Annotated in this window: 13 protein-coding genes and 1 tRNA gene; 10 read left to right on the top strand and 4 right to left on the bottom strand. The window is 50.3% G+C overall.

Features of this window, described 5'->3' with window-relative positions; all coding sequences use genetic code 11:
• Position 1: 1 nt before the first annotated feature.
• The 4 genes from purF to purT all read right to left on the bottom strand — a co-directional run bounded on the left by purF (position 2) and on the right by purT (position 7,647).
• Complete coding sequence (gene purF / locus ALMA_RS06675) at positions 2 to 1,519, bottom strand: amidophosphoribosyltransferase (protein ID WP_094726918.1); 1,518 nt, start codon at positions 1,517 to 1,519, stop codon at positions 2 to 4.
• Between the two features lie 25 nt (positions 1,520 to 1,544).
• Positions 1,545 to 5,336: a phosphoribosylformylglycinamidine synthase gene (locus tag ALMA_RS06670; protein WP_094726917.1), complete on the bottom strand. Its 3,792-nt coding sequence runs from the start codon at positions 5,334 to 5,336 to the stop codon at positions 1,545 to 1,547.
• Positions 5,337 to 5,473: 137 nt separating this feature from the next.
• On the bottom strand, positions 5,474 to 6,223 hold the full coding sequence (gene purC, locus ALMA_RS06665) for a phosphoribosylaminoimidazolesuccinocarboxamide synthase (RefSeq protein WP_094726916.1): 750 nt from the start codon (positions 6,221 to 6,223) through the stop codon (positions 5,474 to 5,476).
• Positions 6,224 to 6,378: 155 nt separating this feature from the next.
• Positions 6,379 to 7,647, bottom strand: coding sequence for a formate-dependent phosphoribosylglycinamide formyltransferase (purT, locus tag ALMA_RS06660; RefSeq protein ID WP_094726915.1), 1,269 nt, complete (start codon positions 7,645 to 7,647; stop codon positions 6,379 to 6,381).
• 391 nt (positions 7,648 to 8,038) lie between these two features.
• Here purT and ALMA_RS06655 point away from each other — a divergent pair, with 391 nt between their 5' ends.
• The 10 genes from ALMA_RS06655 (at position 8,039) to ALMA_RS06610 (ending at position 17,478) form a co-directional block, all read left to right on the top strand.
• On the top strand, positions 8,039 to 8,956 hold the full coding sequence (locus ALMA_RS06655) for an ABC transporter ATP-binding protein (RefSeq protein ID WP_211278346.1): 918 nt from the start codon (positions 8,039 to 8,041) through the stop codon (positions 8,954 to 8,956).
• Between the two features lie 17 nt (positions 8,957 to 8,973).
• Positions 8,974 to 9,750, top strand: a complete 777-nt coding sequence (locus tag ALMA_RS06650) for an ABC transporter permease (protein WP_094726949.1) — start codon at positions 8,974 to 8,976, stop codon at positions 9,748 to 9,750.
• Between the two features lie 2 nt (positions 9,751 to 9,752).
• Positions 9,753 to 11,255, top strand: a complete 1,503-nt coding sequence (locus ALMA_RS06645) for a YcaO-like family protein (RefSeq protein ID WP_094726914.1) — start codon at positions 9,753 to 9,755, stop codon at positions 11,253 to 11,255.
• Between the two features lie 390 nt (positions 11,256 to 11,645).
• A complete protein-coding gene (locus ALMA_RS06640; RefSeq protein WP_094726913.1) occupies positions 11,646 to 12,551 on the top strand; it encodes a hypothetical protein in 906 nt (301 codons plus the stop codon).
• A gap of 13 nt (positions 12,552 to 12,564) precedes the next feature.
• Entirely contained in the window at positions 12,565 to 13,332 is a 768-nt protein-coding gene (locus tag ALMA_RS06635) for a hypothetical protein (protein WP_094726912.1), read from the top strand.
• Positions 13,333 to 13,368: 36 nt separating this feature from the next.
• A complete protein-coding gene (locus ALMA_RS06630) occupies positions 13,369 to 14,286 on the top strand; it encodes a SagB/ThcOx family dehydrogenase (protein WP_094726911.1) in 918 nt (305 codons plus the stop codon).
• A 7-nt stretch (positions 14,287 to 14,293) separates the two neighbouring features.
• The gene (locus tag ALMA_RS06625) at positions 14,294 to 15,004 is read left to right on the top strand and encodes a CPBP family glutamic-type intramembrane protease (protein WP_094726910.1); all 711 of its coding nucleotides are present in this window, start codon (positions 14,294 to 14,296) and stop codon (positions 15,002 to 15,004) included.
• The gene (locus ALMA_RS06620) at positions 15,001 to 16,134 is read left to right on the top strand and encodes a hypothetical protein (RefSeq protein WP_148140282.1); all 1,134 of its coding nucleotides are present in this window, start codon (positions 15,001 to 15,003) and stop codon (positions 16,132 to 16,134) included. The genes ALMA_RS06625 and ALMA_RS06620 overlap by 4 nt, the downstream gene beginning before the upstream one ends.
• Before the next feature lie 75 nt (positions 16,135 to 16,209).
• Positions 16,210 to 17,358 (top strand): glycosyltransferase, encoded by a 1,149-nt coding sequence (locus tag ALMA_RS06615; protein WP_094726908.1) that lies wholly within the window; start codon positions 16,210 to 16,212, stop codon positions 17,356 to 17,358.
• A 43-nt stretch (positions 17,359 to 17,401) separates the two neighbouring features.
• Positions 17,402 to 17,478, top strand: a tRNA-His gene (locus tag ALMA_RS06610).
• Positions 17,479 to 17,634 lie beyond the last annotated feature (156 nt).

Genomic DNA, 17,634 nt, shown 5'->3' with positions numbered 1-17,634 from the left:
CTTAGTGTTCTTCCCTCTGCACGAGGTGCTGGGTGTATTCATTTCCGTAGTACTGGCTCGAGTCCTGAGCGAAGCGGGTGAGACGCTCCTTATCTTCCTCGGTGATGGAGGCGAGGAATTCTTCCTCGTAGTCTCCTAGACTCGTCGGATAGTCGCCGTTAAAGTACGCCACGCACAGGCCACCGTACGGCGCATCTTCCTTCATACCGATGGTCTCCACGAGTCCGTCGAGAGAGAGATACGCCAGCGAGTCTGCGCCGATGAATTCGCCTATCTCCTGCACGCTCATGCGAGCGGCGATGAGCTCGCTCGTGCGCGAGATATCGATGCCGTAGTAGCACGGGTAGCGCAGCGGTGGCGAGGCGATGCGCATGTGGACTTCAGCCGCTCCTGCCTCACGCAGCAGCTGGACGATGCGCCGGCTCGTCGTGCCGCGGACTATGGAATCATCGATGACCACGACGCGTTTTCCTTCCACCACGCCGCGCACAGCAGACAGCTTCATACGCACGCCCTGCTCGCGCAGCTCCTGCGTCGGCTGGATGAAAGTGCGCGCCACATACTGGTTTTTAACCAGGCCCATCTCATTCGGCAGCCCGCTTTCTTCCGCGTATCCCGCTGCTGCAGACAGCGAGGAGTTCGGCACGCCTATGACCATGTCGGCGTCCACGGGAGCTTCCTGAGCCAGGCGCGCTCCAGCGCGCTTGCGCGTCGAGTGGACGTTTATGCCATAGATGTTCGAGTCTGGGCGGGCGAAGTAGATGAACTCCATAGAGCAGATGGCCTTCTGCGTCGTATCCGTGTAGGACTCGATGGTGTAGCCCTCGTCGTTAATGATGATGATCTCACCCGGCTGAATGTCCCGGATAAAGCGCGCGGAGACGATGTCCAGCGCGCAGGTCTCCGAGGCGAGCACATACGCACCGTTCGTCATCTGGCCGAGGGACAGTGGCCGGAATCCGTTCGGGTCGAGCGCGCCTATCATGCAGTCATTCTTCATGAGCATATAGGCGAAGCCGCCGTGGACGGTATTCAGCGCTTCCTTCAGCTTGTCGAGGAAGGTGGGCTTGCTGCTTCGGCGGATGAGGTGCATGAGCACTTCGGTATCCGAATTCGAGTGGTAGATACCTCCGGTTTCCTCGAGTTCGCGGCGGATAGCGCGTCCGTTCGTGAGATTTCCGTTATGGGCGAGCGCGAAGTCTCCGTCGTAGAAGCGGAAGAGGAACGGCTGGATGTTATCCACCGTGCCCGACCCGCTCGTGGCATAGCGCACGTGGCCTATGGCAGCGTTTCCGCGCAGTTTGCTCATCTGCGTGTCATCGCTGAAGACCTGGGAGAGCAGGCCGAGTCCGCGGTAGCCGTGCAGGCGTCCGTCCTCGTTACTGACGATGCCCGCACCTTCCTGTCCGCGGTGCTGCAGGGCGTGCAGTCCGAAGTACGTCAGGCGCGCGGCATCCGGATGGCCCCACACGCCGAAGATGCCGCATTCCTCGTGCAGACCTTCTATTTCTGCTGACATTTTTCCTCGTTTCTCGTATCTGCGGTTACGCGGTGAAGTAGCTGACTCCACTTTCGAACAGTGGCTGGTAGCTCAGATCCGGCACGTTCGCGTACAGTCCGTATCCGCTGCGTTCGGTGTGGCCCATTTTTCCGAAGACGCGGCCGTCTGGGCTCGTGATGCCCTCGACGGCGAGCAGGGATCCGTTCGGATTTACGCTGAGGTTCAGGCTCGGCTGGCCGTGTGTATCCACATACTGTGTGGCAATCTGCCCGCGCTCTACGAGTGTCTCGATCACGTCGTGAGGCGCTACGAAGCGGCCTTCCCCATGGCTGATAGCGATGGTATGCGTATCTCCCACTTCGCACTGGGAGAGCCATGGGCTCAGCGTGCTCGCCACGCGCGTGCGCACGAGGCGGCTCTGGTGGCGGCCTATCTCATTAAATGTGAGGGTAGGGCAGGACTCGTCCATATCCACGATATCGCCGAACGGCACGAGACCGAGCTTGATGAGAGCCTGGTATCCATTACAAATGCCGAGCATGAGACCATCGCGGTTCTGCAGCAGGTCGCGCACAGCTTCCGTCACTTCTGGAGCGCGGAAGAAGGCGGTAATGAACTTCGCTGATCCGTCCGGCTCATCACCACCCGAGAAGCCTCCTGGAATCATGACTATCTGCGCGCTGCGAATGCTCTCAGCCAGAGCATGGGTGCTCTCCGCTACAGCCTGTGGGGTGAGATTATTAATGAGGAGAGTCTCAGCTTCTGCTCCCGCGCGGCGGAAAGCGCGCAGAGAGTCATACTCGCAGTTATTCCCCGGGAAGACGGGGATAATGACGCGAGGACGAGCCAGCTTCACCGGAGTATGACTGTGACGAGGTGCGTCCGAGGATATCTGCGGGACACTCTCACGCTCGCCCTTCGTACGGTACGGGAAGACGGACTCCATGCCGCTTTCCCACGCTTCCTGAAGCTGGGCGAGGTCTACGCTCTCGTCTGCAGTAGCGAAGGTGTACTCGGCGGTGGTCTGGCCGAGCTCTTCCACAGTGTACAGATTCGATTCTGGAACCTTAGCGCCGTCGGCCAGCTCGAGGATGTAGCTTCCATACGCGTAGCGGAAGAGGGAGTCTACCTCGACGCTAGGGCTGAGGCGCAGACCATAGGAATTGCCCACAGACATGAGGAACAGAGCGCCCGCCGTGGCGCTGTAGCCCGGCGTGGATACAGCCAGAACGCCGCGCTCGCCTACGAGGTCTTCCACAGCAGCGGACGCAGCCGCGAAACTGCGCGCATCCGGGGTCAGGCCGTCCGCGCCATAGTGAGGCAGCAGACGCACCACGCGATGCCCGGCGGCCTTAAACTCCGGCGAGGTAGCGCGGTCCACGTGGCCGGTGGATACCGCGAAACTCACGAGGGTAGGCGGAACGTCGAGGTCTTCGAAACTGCCGCTCATCGAATCCTTACCGCCGATGGCCGCGATGCCGAGGTCCACCTGTGCCATGAGCGCGCCGAGGACAGCGGCAGTAGGCTTACCCCAGCGTGCAGGCTCGTCGCGCAGCTTCTCGAAGTACTCCTGGAAGCTCAGGTACGCCTTCTCGCGGGTAAAACCAGCGGACACGAGCTTCGCCACGGACTCGACGACGGACAGATACGCGCCCGTATACTGGTTCTTCTCCATGATGAACGGATTAAAGCCCCACGCCATGGCAGAAGCCGTCGTCGTCTCGCCATCGACCGGGAACTTCGCCACCATAGCGCTCGATGGAGTGAGCTGATGCGCGCCGCCGAACGGCATGAGCACCGTGCCGGCGCCGATGGTCGAGTCGAAACGCTCCGAGAGTCCCTTATTCGACGCGACGTTCAGGTCGCTCACCAGGCGAGTGAAGCGCTCGGCGAGAGACGCGCTGAGGGAGGAGGAGCCCGAGGACGTGTGCGAGGACTCGGCGTCCTTCGCCCACGGCTCGCGGACCGCCTGAGCAGACAGAACATGCACGTTCTGATGCTTCGCTGCGCCATTCGAGGCGAGGAACTCACGGCTGAGGTCCACGATAGCCTCGCCGTTCCACTCCATGACCATGCGTGCGTCCTCAGTAATGCGCGCCACAGGAACCGCTTCGAGATTCTCCTCGCGCGCGTAGCCGAGGAACTCGTCCACGTCCTCAGCCGCGAGGACTGCAGCCATGCGCTCCTGGCTCTCCGAGATGGCCAGCTCTGTACCGTCGAGGCCCTCGTACTTCTTCGGAACCTCGTTCAAGTCCACACGCACGCCGTCTGCCAGCTCACCGATGGCCACAGACACGCCGCCTGCGCCGAAATCATTACAGCGCTTGATGAGACGGCACGCATCTGTGCGGCGGAAGAGACGCTGAAGCTTACGCTCCACAGGAGCATTACCCTTCTGGACTTCAGCGCCATCCTTTTCGATGGACTCGACGTTATGTGACTTCGACGAGCCCGTCGCGCCACCGATGCCGTCGCGGCCCGTGCGGCCACCGAGCAGGACGACCACGTCTCCTGGTGAAGGAACCTCGCGGCGCACATTCTCCTGAGGAGCAGCACCCACCACGGCACCTATCTCCATGCGCTTGGCCACATATCCTGGATGGTACAGCTCGTGGACCTGACCGGTGGCCAGGCCTATCTGGTTCCCATACGAGGAATATCCCGCAGCTGCCGTGGTGACTATCTTACGCTGAGGAAGCTTTCCTTCCAGAGTCTCAGACACTGGCACGCGCGGGTCACTCGCACCCGTGACGCGCATGGCCTGGTATACGTACGAGCGTCCCGAGAGTGGGTCGCGGATGGCGCCACCCACGCAGGTGGCTGCTCCGCCGAATGGCTCGATCTCCGTAGGATGGTTATGCGTCTCGTTCTTAAAGAGGAAGAGCCAGTCGCGCTCTTCGCCGTCCACATCCACGGTCACCTTTACGGTGCAAGCGTTTATCTCCTCGGACTCGTCGAGGTTCTTCAGGATGCCCTTCGCTTTCAGATAACGCCCACCGAGCGTGCCCATATCCATGAGAGAGACTGGCTTCGCATCACGCCCCAGCTCGTGGCGCATGGCCAGGTACTTTTCGAAGGCCTCCAGTACAGTCTCGTCATCTATCTGCACGTCGTCGAGTTCGGTATTAAACGTGGTATGGCGGCAGTGATCCGACCAGTACGTGTCGATGACGCGGATTTCTGTGATGGTCGGGTCACGCTGCTCGGTGCGCGTGAAGTACGTCTGGCAGAACTGGATGTCTGCGAGGTCCATAGCGAGTCCGCGCTCCGCGATGAAAGCGCTGAGCTGCTCATCACTAAAACGACGGAAGCCAGTAATGACTTCTACAGGTTCAGGCTCAGGGATGCGCTGGGTGAGAGTCTCAGGGCGAGAAAGGCTAGCTTCGCGCGCTTCCACAGGATTAATGACGTAGGAACGGATGGCGTCGATGTCTGCTTCTGTGAGGTCGTCTCCATAGAGTGCATACACGGTGGAGGAACGCACCGCCGGGCGCTCGCCCTGACTAATGAGCTGAATGCACTCGCTGGCCGAGGCTGCGCGCTGGTCGAACTGGCCAGGCAGGTACTCTACAGCGAAGAGCGCGCGCGCTGCGCGTTCACCCTCTGTCACCTCGGTAGGCAGCTCTGGATACGTACGGTCTACCTGAGGCTCACTGAAAACAGTGGAGATGGTCGTCTCGAAGAGCTCCTGAGAGATGCCTTCGACGTCATAACGCTTGAACACGCGCAGAGCTGTAAGGCTCGTGACGCCGAGGATGTGAGTGAGCTCGCTGAGCAGCTGCTGCTCGTGGACGTCGTATCCTGGCTTCTTTTCGACGAGAACGCGGTATACCATGGCAGTCCTTTTCTTCTGTAATTTTCTCGGATGGGGTGGGCGAGGAGTGGGGGCGGGGACGTCTGTGGGGTGACGTAAGCCGATACAGGGGCAAAAAATAAGCCGGCGCACTGGTATACAGTGGCCGGCATCATGCATTATTCGGTGAACTGGTGAGCAGCGTTCAGCTTCTCGAGGCGCTCGAGGATCTCCTCATACGCTGGGATGATGCTTCCGAGATCTTTTCGGAAGATATCCTTATCGAGGCGCTCGATGTGCCCGGCACTCGTCTTCGCCTTATCCCACAGACGGCAGGTATCTGGCGTGACTTCGTCAGCAAGCAGGATGGTTCCGTCTGAGGTGACGCCCATCTCTATCTTAAAGTCCACGAGAGTGACATTTATATCCGCGAACATGGCGGTGAGCGCGTGGTTTACTTCGCGAGCCTTCGCGCGGATGATGTCGAGCTGGTCTGGAGTCGCGATGCCGAGCGCTATAGCGTCATCCGTGTTAATGAACGGATCTCCCAGAGCGTCATTCTTCAGGCAGAACTCGACGACGGGACGGCTCAGCACCGTTCCTTCCTCCATGCCGTAACGCTTCGCGAACGAGCCGGCTGCGATGTTCCGCGCGATGATCTCGAGAGGGAACATGGTCAGGTGACGGTTCAGCTGTTCCGTCTCGCTGATCTGCTTCAGGAAATGGCTGGCGATGCCGCGGTAGCGCAGCTCCTCGAAGATGACAGACGTGATGCGGTTATTCAGCCGCCCTTTACCGTCTATTTGCTCCTTTTTCGCGCCGTTTCCAGCTGTGGCCTGGTTCATGTACTCGACCCAGAGTACGTCCGGATGGTCTGTAGCGTAGAGCTTTTTCGCCTTACCTTCATAGAGTTTTTCGCGCTTTTCCATGGAGACGGCCTTTCTTGCGGGATGCAATTTTCGGGAATCTTTCAGCCGTCATAAGGCGACGCGAAAGACACCCTGGGTGATGCACGAGCAGTGCGCTGTAGTACTGTCTAGACTACTCAGTCCACGGTACAAGCAGCCTCTGCTCGTGCCGCGCTCTAGCGGACCTGAATGTTCAGCGTCTCGAGCATATGTGCCGTACTCTCGCGAGCCTCATCCGCACTCTCCGCGCTCGCGAGGAGGACAGCCATGCGGCGGTGACCATGCACTTCTGGTTTTCCGAAGAGACGCAGGTCAGTGCCTGGAGTGCTGAGTGCTTCCGGAAGATTCGAGAAAATCACTTCTCCTTCTCCTTCCACGACTACAGCGCGGCTGGCGTAGGCGCGTGAGGCATCACGCAGTGTCACGTCGTTCGCATGGACCGGAATGCCGAGGATGGCGCGGGCGTGGAGAGCAAACTCGCTGAGATTCTGCGAAATCATGGTGACCATGCCTGTATCATGCGGACGAGGAGAGACCTCATTAAAGAGGACACGGCCATCCGTGAGGACGAAGATCTCCACGCCGAAGACGCCCCAGCCTTTTTCGCCCACAGCCTGAGCATCTGCGACGAGCTGCTCGACTACCGCGCGCGCCACGCGCTGTGCTTCCTCAAGCGTGCTCTGTTTTATAACGGCTGGCTGCCAGGACTCTCGGTAGTCTCCATCCTTCTGCACATGGCCTACCGGCGGGCAGGTGACCACGCCAGCGCTGGACGAGACGGTGAGAATGGTGAGCTCATAATCCAGTGGCGCGAAAGCTTCCACGATAACCCGGGAGACTGTGCCGTCTCCTGCCGTGCGGCGGTCTTCCTGTGCGTGACGCCACGATGCTGGAATGTCTTCGGGGCTGTGTGCCACAGACTGGCCGTGACCAGACGAGGAGAGAATAGGCTTAATGACGCACGGGAATCCTACCTCGAGTGCGCCGTCGAGCAGTTCTTCTTCTGACTGCGCGAAACGGTACGGCGTAGTAGGAACGCCGCACTTTTCGGCGGCAGTAACGCGCAGAGCCTCGCGATTCATGCAAATCTGCGCGATGGATACGCTCGGAACCACCTGAATGTGCTGGTCGCGCTGAGCTGCAGTGAGGGCAGAAGTCGCTATAGCTTCCACTTCAGGAACGATGATATCTGGCTGCACTTCGCGAATAAGAGCGGACAGAGTCTCCTCGTGACTCATGTCGATGACGTGGAATTCGTGTGCTACATGATGTGCCGGAGCATGCTCGTAGGAGTCTACGGCGATGACATACGCACCGAGCCGCATAGCTTCGAGAGCTATCTCTTTTCCGAGCTCTCCTGAGCCCAGGAGCATAATACGGGTGGAGTCTTCGCGTAAGGTGGAGTAGGGGGCGCCGAGATGCGCGGAAACTGGCTGTGTAGTCATGCTTCTATTCTGCCATGTGAGGGGTACTGGACAGATGCGAAATCATACGATGAGTGTGTTTAATGGAATAAGACCGAATGATAGACTGCACATGATTAGAAAATCAGTAAGATTTTGTGTTCTTTGACTTTTGATATATACTGATGGTGTAGTTTAATGTGAACTACGTTGCTTCTTGAGAAAGGAGCCTCCCATGGAGAGTATATCCATTGCAGAGGAGAAACATTTTGCAGCAACGTCGGCTGTGGCGCCGGGCGGTTGGTGTTGTTCGTGCTGTTGTTGGTGCTGGATTAATATATTTAATTTGTGATTGGTTGATGGTAGTGCTTTGTACTTAGTGCTACCATTAACCATTTTAAAATGTATATCTCGAAGATGAAATGTACGGACTATGGTTAAAGAGAAAATGAGAAGCGATGGACTAATTGCTTCAATGTCAAACGGGGTTAAAGTTTACTCTGGTATTAAAGTAGTAGATGGTGTTTCGTTTAATCTTTATTCGGGTACTACGACTATAATAGTTGGACCAAATGGGTCTGGTAAAACTACGATGCTGGAGATGCTTGTTGGATTGCGCTCTATGACCAGTGGAAAAGCGACAATTTTAGATTCTTCAGTGGTACCTGGCGGAACACATAGACTATATACAGGAGTACAATTACAGTCTTCTTCTTTTCCTTCTCGGATAAGAACTAAAGAAGTAATTAGAGCTACACAGTGTCTGTATGCTAGACCTGCTGACTGGGAGCCAATGGCTGAAATGCTTGGCGTGGATATGTATCTCGATACTATAGTTGATAACTTATCTGGAGGACAACGTCGTCGCCTTGACATTTTGTGCGCAGCTATAGGAAAGCCTGCTCTTCTCGTGTTAGACGAGCCTACGTCTGGAATAGATTCGGAAGGTAGAGCTGTCATTTGGGATTTTATTCGATGTCTGAGGTCCGAAGGAAGCGCGATTCTTGCTACTACGCATAACTTATCTGAAGCAGAAATGTTTGCTGATGTATTAATGGTTATGAAAGAAGGAAAGATTTCTTTCGAAGGAAGAGTGAAGGATGTGATTGCAAGATTAGGGGAATATAAGCGGATCAATATCATCAATCCTAGTAAACGAATTATTATGCTTTTTGAGGAATCAGGCTTGTCTTATAAGTTGTCTGGTATGTCTATAACGGCAATAGGAAACGAAGTAAAAGTGAATCAGTTATGCGAACTTATCAGGGACGAGTCTGATGTAATTGATGTATTTCTGGATTCGGCTCGACTTGAAGATGTACTGACTGTAAATACTGGAATGGAAATGTGATATCGAGGTATTTGGAGATGAATGACACTCAAGGTTATGGACCACGGTTAAGAGTACTTTGGATATGGTATAAACAAGAAATTATTCTTCTTTTTAGAGAACCGATGGCTGTCTTTTTCTCTCTAGCTTTTCCTCTTGTAATTTATTTGTTCATAGGGGTTCCATATGCAGAAGAGATAATACCGCATACGCAAGTAAAGTTTATAGATATGATGTTCCCGAGTTTAATTGGAACTGTGTCAGCTAATTTGCTCATTATGGGACTTCCAACGTATATTGCTGAATTGAGATCACGACAAGTTGATAAGAGATACAGAGTCCTGCCTTTATCGGGAATATCGTTTGGGATTGCTATCGTACTTGCAATGTTAACACTGACTACTCTTGCATCTAGCATAATTATAATTGTTGTCCAACTTCAGCATGGGGTCCGCGCTGAATTTTTTTCACTTCAGTTCGTTATATTATACGCGTGTTTTATCTCATTCTTGTGCGGTTTGGGTTTTTGTCTTGGAACGCTGAGACTAGGGCAGCGGACAGTTAATGTGCTAACTGCTACCATCTTTTTTGTGCTGTTCTTCGGATCTGGGGCTGCTGCTCCGTTAGAAGCATTGCCTTCGATAATACAGAAGATTCTAGAGTGGAATCCTCTGAAAATTTGGTTTGAGGCACTAGTTGATGCGTATACAAGTACGCCAATATCGATAGCAATTTTTTGGAAGATTATATTTATGATAATAGTTTCAGTCGTTTTCACAATTGTGGGGACAAGGAATTGGAGTAGAACGGATTAGATATGTGTAGTAGTTCATTCATTTTAGGTAAAGAGAGTCAGATTAGCTCCTTATTGATAACAGAATACAACAGAGATATCCCATGGCTCAAAAGTAAACATACTAATCATGAGTGGGACTCTGTTAAAGATATGTTAGAAACGTATAGTCCTTTCGGTGAGATTAAAACTGTGCTTACGTCTTTACGACCAGGAATTGGCTTTAACGGATATCAGGGTTCAGCTACGGCGATGTCTCTTGATCATGTGCTTCGGCGGATTACGGGGTTACCGTCATTGCCAGCTGGATTGGACCGAGATATTTATGGAGGTGGAAAAGGTCTTTGTATGGAAGACTCCGTCTTATCGTCATTAGGTGAAGCAATCGAACGAATGATTGGAGCATTTTCATCACTCGATTTGCGTAGGAATAATGATGAGGAATGGGCATCTGTAAATGATCTAGATAGGGATGGAAAGAAATTCATAGGGCCAGACGAACTGAAGTTATTTGCGATGGAGCAGTTTAAAAATCCTAATTTTCTTTGTGAGGTATGGGAAAAAGACGCTAAGCTTTTATGGATTAAAGGAACTAACTTGTTAAATGGCGATGAGATTTATGTTCCATCGCAACTGATCCACTTATTTTACATTCGTCAGACTGGGGAAGCTCGAATAGGGGTATCTAGTTCAGGAGGATTGGCAACTCATCGTAATTCTTGTGCTTCCCTTGCTCATGGGATTCTTGAATTAATTGAGCGAGATGCAGCGAATCTCTCCTGGTTTTGTAAGATTCCACCTAGGCCTATTCGATTTGATCGTAAATTAAGAGATCGTGATATTGAACGATGGCTTGAAAGTGCAAAACGTGCAGGAACTGATATTACTTTTTATGCGCATAGAACTGATTGCAAAGGTGTGACTGTTGTTACCGCTATTTCTGTAGAGAAGGATTTGGACGAGTATTGTTATCTGGCAGGTGGTGGAGTAGGGGTAACTCCTGAGCAGGCAATAAGAAGCGCAATTGCTGAGCTTGTACAGTCTGAAAGAATGGTGCGTATCCCCCTGATAGCGCCTAACTGGAGACTCGTACATGGTTTTAATAGATTATTCGGAATCCACAAAGAAGCCGACAATGATGATTTCGATAATTTTATTCAAGTGGTGCCGTTCTACGGATATTCAGATAATCAAAAGAAACTAGATTGGTATTTACGAGATTCGGAAATACCGGAAGTGATGCTGAGCGAATTACCTACTGAGCTTTCAGAGCTTGATGAGTTTGAAGCAGCTCTAGAGATTTGCCGTACATCGAATCTGACTCCTATCGCATTCGATTTAACGCCGATTAATTTCGAGAGTATTGCTTTGACAAAAGTGTTCATTCCTGAACTTGTGCCTGCGTTTCCGCCGAATATGCAAATGCTTGGCCATGAACGGTATTCAATCTTTCGCCGAAAAATGGGCGAATCAGAATATGATTTGTCTTTTGATGACTTAGAAACAAACCCATTACCATACCCATGAGGAGGCGAAATGAAAATTCGACACGTATCAATGTTAACATACATATATATTGTTCTCTCACTCAAGCTAATGAGTATAGGCATTGCAGCATATGCTCAATTGGGGCAGTGGAGATGGGTTCCTCGGACAGAGGCTTATACATTAGCTATAGCTTTTGCTTTTGTGGTTTCGAGTATGGTATTTCTTCAGATAATACCTAAGCTGGGATTCTTATCTTCTTGCGTGTATGGAGCTTTGACATTTTATGGAGCTGTAACTTCCTTATTCTACGGGAAATATATTGTATGGTCTGTTTATACGGGGGTAACTGGTCTTTTGCTTGTGGCTGTAGCGCTCTATGCATGGCGACAATCTATTAATAATCACTTTTAGAAGAAAGGATAAAATAAAATGAGTATTGATTCAAATGTGGTGTATATATGTAATCCTGCGGTAAAACTCATTAGATCGACTAATGATGAAATAATAGTACGCTTTGGAAGTCGGGGGCGTGCGTCTCGTCGCCTCACAGATACGCAAAAGCGAGGTATATTATCGGACGTTATGCGTGCTTTTGAGGTTGGAGCTACGATTAAAAATGTCAAGGAAGAATTTGAAGAGGACTGCTCAGATTTGATTACAGGACTTGTAGATGGAGGTGTTCTCGTCCCGAAGACTGATGCTGATTTTGGATTTTTTGTAGCCGGATATGGAGTTCAATCTTGTTTGATACGTACTCTGAATATTATTGGTAGTGGGAAACTCGCAGAGGAAAGTTTTCGCTTAGTTAGCGATGCCTTGGGGAAACAAGTTATAGTCAAATTACAATCAGAAATTGACGTTACTGAATGCCCAGCAGATTTTACTTTATGCGTCGCTGATAGTCCAAATATAGGCTTGTTCTATGACATGAATGAGTATGCACTTTCTTATAATGCAGTTTGGCATGGTGGATATATGGATGGTCCTGAGTTAGTAATTGGTCCCTTATTTATTCCGCAAGAGACGGGTTGCTACCATGATTTTGATGTTATAGAAGAAGCTGGGCGTTCTATGAAGATTGATTATTTATATTCGAAGATGAATGGCGCTGCAGAAATACCTACTCAAATCCCACTTTTCGTCACCTCTCTTGCGGCTTCCTACTTGACCTCGTCGATAGTTCAGTATGCATTAGGATTAGGGTCCTATCTAGAAGGGCACTTTCTTCGTATTGATCTCGACAGAATGGAAATAATTCGTCAGCGTGCAGTACGTTTAGTCCGCTGTCCGGCATGCTCTGAAAACCGTCCAGATATTCGTAGCCCATTCCTATAGAAGAAGTATTGTTATGACATTACGTTATGAGCTCCATCCTGAGCATATGTATCGTATTCTAGAGCAGACCCTTATTCCTCCCGTAACGGTTTGTGAACTTGATCCAGATGTTATTGAGGTAGCCACGACTAGGCTAGGATCGGCTGAAGGATCAGTGTCGGAGATGTATTTGTTGAATTCAGAATTCACGGATTCTGATCTTAAACGGCTACCAACTCCTCGAGAAATGAACACAATTAGGGAGTATTTCTTTGCAACAGCGTTAGAGGGATATGAGAAAACTAAAGGTACGCGATGGCTTCGATTATGGGAAAATACGGATGACGCTTTTTGGGATATCCTTAGGCCAGCATGGGAAAACCCAGTAGTAGTACAGGCGCTCTATGGGATAGATTTACTCGTATTAGTCGAAGATCAGTTATGGAGACAAGTACCTGGAAAGCCTGGGGCAATTTTTGAGCAGATTGTAGATGCGGATTTTATAGATCAGATAAAAAGTTCGTTTCTCTATGTAGAGAAAGACTTGCGCGACAGCATTATTCTCATATTGGTTGGTTCACATGTACGCATGGGATACACAGATGGCGTGCAAGCTGTACGTTCTATGATGCAGAGTGCAGGAATGATTCTTGGAGTGATAGCGAGTAATGCCATGGCGTTGCACAGGAAGCCGCTCATTGATTCGCATTTTAATAGCAGTGTGATAAATAGGGCTGTTAATGCTGACGGAGTAGATAGAGCCGCAGTAGCATTGCTTTCTATTCTACCTGAAGTTGTATGACTTATTATTGATTTTACAAGTTTAAGGATAATAACTATGTCTAATATGGAGTTATCGGAGTCAATTCGGAATGAGATAATTTCGCAAATTTCTAATTGTCAACCGGAGGAATTGACATCCGTAAAGGAATTCATAGAATCCATGCGAGAAGTTAGTGAGTCTCGTATAGGTGAGGTAACATTGTGCCGTATCATACAACGATTATTTGCTCGATCTGTGAATGAGTTTTTCTCTGCAGAACATGTCAGTATGCAGATGACGCGAGAGAGGATTCTTAGATACAGAGCTTCTACATCTCCAGACAGGATTAATCTTCCGATTATCGATATGAGCTTAGATGTAGCTTTTGATGATGTAGTAGCATCACGTCGCTCTATACGCGATTATTTAGCAAGGCCGCTTAGTATAGAAAGCTTCTCTACATTGCTGAAAAGAAGCTTTGGTAAGAATGGGTGTGAGGATGGATATGGAATAAGAGATATTCCACTTTATCCATATCCTTCAATGGGTGGGTTGTCGTCATTTGATATAGGTATCGTTGTCCAAAATGTTGAGAGTATTCCTTGCGGATACTACAGATATGATCAGGTTGGTCATGCATTAGAGCCAATCATTAGTGGAGATATGCGTCTCGCTCTACAGGATGTTACATTCGAATCGGAATGGCTTATGTATGCTCCAATTATTGTGGTTGTAGTTAATAATGCTCATGCTTTTACGTGGAAGTACCATACCCGGGGATATCGTATGGCGCATATAGATGTGGGAGCTGCGATTCAGAGTCTCTATCTGTCGGCTTGCTCTATGGAACTTGGTTGCTGTGCAGTGGCAGGTTTTCTTGACGATTCTATCAATGGGTTGTTAGGGTATGACGGGTTGGATCAATATGTATCAATTATAGCTGGTGTAGGTGAACCTGCAATTCCCCTACTGGCTCGTGGTGCTCAAAGGTAATGCTGCTATGGAATTCCATCTACTTATAAGTGGGGCATTGTTTATAGCAATGGTAATGACGATTTCGGGCGTTGGCCTTACTATGAGGATAAAAGAGAATCGAAAAGTAGTAGCTCTTAGCCCTATTATTCTCGGCTGTGTTACTTTTTTGGTATCTTTTTATCTGTTTTTCCTCATGCATATTAGGTTTAATTGGTTGATTTATGGCAACTGGAAACCGTCATGGTTGAGTATATTGCTTGGAGTGAGTTGTGGCATAGTTATAGTTCCTCTTGCGTTCTGGATTGAGGCATGGCTTACGCAACTATGGTATAAGAAGCATATAAGTAAAAATCTTACATTCTTGTATATGCCGGTAATAGGGAGATCGGAAGCAATGGATTCGGTTGCGCAATTAGCGCATCAGCGGTTCATTTTTCTGTGGCTGTCTGGTGTATCTAGTTTTGGAGAGGAATTTTTTTATAGAGGTGTATTTCTTTTAGGGGGAATGCATGCAGTTCATCAGAGTGTAATTACCATTCTTCTTGTGCAGGCAGTTTTCTATGGGATTAATCATATAGCATTTGGAGTTCCAGCTATTATTGGTAAAACTATACTTGGCTTAATGCTTGGTGTAGTTGCAATTATCGGAGGGGCGTTTGCATCTTTTTTATTACATCTGGGGTATCAATATCTTGTAGCAAAACAGTTTATGGAATCGGTGGGGGAATATAGATGATTACGGTTTCGCATCATCTACTTGTTGATGCATCGTGTGCAGTTTCAGGATACGTTGAGGATTTACGAGCTGATCTAGTTCAAGATAGTGCTCGCATCGCTTTACTTTGCGAACGTTATGGCGTGGGAGGTCTTCGCGATCTAGGTTCTGGAGTGCCGGCGAAAATGCGCTTTGCTAGTGTCAATAGCAGCATAAATAATATCGGTGGAACGATTAGTATAACTGATTTGCCACCTCTTAATCGCAGTGAAATCTATGTTAATAAGATGTCTCAACTCGATGAGATTATCTCGTTGTGCGCATTGATTCATGAGGAATGGCTAGGGGTAAGAACGTCTACACCAGAATTCTTTCAAGCGGTTAGAGAAGTAGCTGCTCCCAAAGGTGTGCGCGTTTGTGGCCGCGGGAGTGCTGTAAGAAAAGCAGCTGAGAATGGAGATATACAGCTTATTGATGGAATAGCATCCTTGTTCCCTAATAAGACCTCGCCGATGAGCGTCCTTATCGCTGTCGCAGAAGCAAGTGATACTATGTTTCGAGAGCTTACTGATAGCTTATCTCAATCCGGAATTGGCATATGTACGGGGTTAATAGCATTAAGACGTTCCATTTTCGTTAAGGAAGCTTTACAAGCGCCACATCTTGAAGAACTTGCAGATATCATTCCTCATTCTCGCTATCTTTATGAAATGCGACAAGCTACGGGATATCTGGCGGGGAAAAGAGCGTTGGAAAAACATTCTGGTATGAGAGAACCAACGAATAAGGAACGTCATCTTTTAGAAGAAGGATGGGATAGGCTTATGAAGTGGATACGGGAGGCTTCGATAGGAGGAGTGAACTTTTTACCTGCTTCAAAAGCGCCTCAGTTGGCAGTCGTTCCTGGATATGGATTACTTGAAGAGCTTGCTCTTCTCGCTGATTGTGGTATTAATCCCATGAACTTAATTCAAATTGCAACTATTAAAACTCCAGATATTCTTGGTGCTAATTGTATTCCTGGAATGCTTTCGGCTATGAACTGTGATTCAATACCTGTGACAGCAGATAGTCAAACAGATAGTGAGCTGAAAAGTGTGGTTACAAGAGATACTTTTCTGTCGATAAAAGGCAAAAATTTGAGTAATTGATGGATTATCTGATTGATGATAATTAAGTGAAATGTCAAAATAAATTAAGATAATCAGAAAGAAAGATTACAGAAAATGGTTCGTGGAAAATACACTGTGGCACTCGTCGTCGATACACTCGGCCACGCAGGGAATGGTACCTCGAATTCTGCTGCACAGTTCGCCGCAGAGCTCGAGCGCCAGGGACATGAAGCGCGCCTCGTAGGGATAGGCGCTCCAGATCCGCGCTATGCAGCGCGAGAGAAGAATATTCCTATGGTCACGCGCTATGCGAGGCCTCACCAGATAGCTTTCGCTGAGCCGGATGATGAGCTTTTCGCGCGGGCCTTCGACGGCGTAGACCTCGTGCATATCTATATGCCGTTTGACTTCGGTCAGGCGGCTTTGAAGTACTGCCTCGCGCAGAGTATCCCCGTAACGGCGGGATTCCACGTGCAGCCGGAGAATATCGTGGCCAGTGCTCCATTCTTGAAAATCGTGCCGAACATCGAGCATATCATTTACCGGTATTTCTGGGACACGTTCTACCAGCATGTCCGCTTCATCCATGTACCCAGTGAGATGGAAAAGCGGGAGCTGGAGAAAAATGGGTATACGCAGAAATTGACAGTATTCTCGAACGGATACGATGCCCAGCTGTTCCGCGAACGCGAGACGAGCACGGTGCGGACGGCGCCGTTTATCGTCGCGGCATCCGGGCGGCTGAGCGCGGAAAAGGGGCACGACGCGCTCATCTACGCGGTCTCGAAAATGAGGCATAAGCAGGATGTGCACGTGAACATCGCGGGCGCGGGTCCGTGCGAGGAGGAACTGCGGAAGTTTGCCGAAACGATGCTCGAGCCAGGGCAGTGGTCGCTCGGATTCGTGCAGCATGAGCAGATGCCCGCGTTTCTGGCCAGCGCGGATCTGCTCGTGCACTGTTCGAGTGCGGACATCGAGGGGATATCCGTCATCGAGGCGATGGCTACGGGTGTGGTGCCGGTGGTAGCGAGGGCTGAGCAGAGCGCGGCGAGCGAGTTTGCGCTGTGCGAGCAGAGCGCGTACGAGTGGGGGAATGTGGACGAACTGGCCGCGAAGCTCGACTGGTGGGTGGAGCATCCGGATGAGCTGCGCGCGTGGGGTCCGCGGTATGCTGCAGCTGCTCGAGAGCAGTATTCGCTCGAGCGGTCAGTGCGAAGTTTCGTGGATATGGCGTGTCGCGCTTGCGCTGAGGTGGGTAAGTAGTGTACACTCTCATACGTTGCACTTCTACAGGAGTGTGAACGTGGTGGCTGTAGCTCAGTCGGTAGTAGCACCTGATTGTGGTTCAGGAGGTCGCGAGTTCAAGTCTCGTCAGCCACCCCAGATAAACGCCTGAGGTTTTCCTCAGGCGTTTTGCGTAGGCGGATGCTCGCAGAGTCGGGGGCGTGTTCGCAGAGTCGGGGCGGTGAAAACAAAAATGCGACTTTTCTAGAAGTTCATCGAAAAATCTCGTCTGCATACGGTATTTTTTCCACAAAC

Origin of the sequence: Alloscardovia macacae, from assembly GCF_002259705.1 — a bacterium.
Taxonomy (GTDB): domain Bacteria; phylum Actinomycetota; class Actinomycetes; order Actinomycetales; family Bifidobacteriaceae; genus Alloscardovia; species Alloscardovia macacae.
Note: the sequence above shows the minus strand (reverse complement) of the source record. Positions and strands in the feature narration are given on the sequence as shown.

Coding starts and splice junctions, on each gene's coding strand:
- purF (WP_094726918.1), bottom strand. CDS start 1,519: ATGTCAGCAGAAATAGAAGGTCTGCACGAGGAATGCGGCATCTTCGGC.
- ALMA_RS06670 (WP_094726917.1), bottom strand. CDS start 5,336: ATGGTATACCGCGTTCTCGTCGAAAAGAAGCCAGGATACGACGTCCAC.
- purC (WP_094726916.1), bottom strand. CDS start 6,223: ATGGAAAAGCGCGAAAAACTCTATGAAGGTAAGGCGAAAAAGCTCTAC.
- purT (WP_094726915.1), bottom strand. CDS start 7,647: ATGACTACACAGCCAGTTTCCGCGCATCTCGGCGCCCCCTACTCCACC.
- ALMA_RS06655 (WP_211278346.1), top strand. CDS start 8,039: ATGGTTAAAGAGAAAATGAGAAGCGATGGACTAATTGCTTCAATGTCA.
- ALMA_RS06650 (WP_094726949.1), top strand. CDS start 8,974: ATGAATGACACTCAAGGTTATGGACCACGGTTAAGAGTACTTTGGATA.
- ALMA_RS06645 (WP_094726914.1), top strand. CDS start 9,753: ATGTGTAGTAGTTCATTCATTTTAGGTAAAGAGAGTCAGATTAGCTCC.
- ALMA_RS06640 (WP_094726913.1), top strand. CDS start 11,646: ATGAGTATTGATTCAAATGTGGTGTATATATGTAATCCTGCGGTAAAA.
- ALMA_RS06635 (WP_094726912.1), top strand. CDS start 12,565: ATGACATTACGTTATGAGCTCCATCCTGAGCATATGTATCGTATTCTA.
- ALMA_RS06630 (WP_094726911.1), top strand. CDS start 13,369: ATGTCTAATATGGAGTTATCGGAGTCAATTCGGAATGAGATAATTTCG.
- ALMA_RS06625 (WP_094726910.1), top strand. CDS start 14,294: ATGGAATTCCATCTACTTATAAGTGGGGCATTGTTTATAGCAATGGTA.
- ALMA_RS06620 (WP_148140282.1), top strand. CDS start 15,001: ATGATTACGGTTTCGCATCATCTACTTGTTGATGCATCGTGTGCAGTT.
- ALMA_RS06615 (WP_094726908.1), top strand. CDS start 16,210: ATGGTTCGTGGAAAATACACTGTGGCACTCGTCGTCGATACACTCGGC.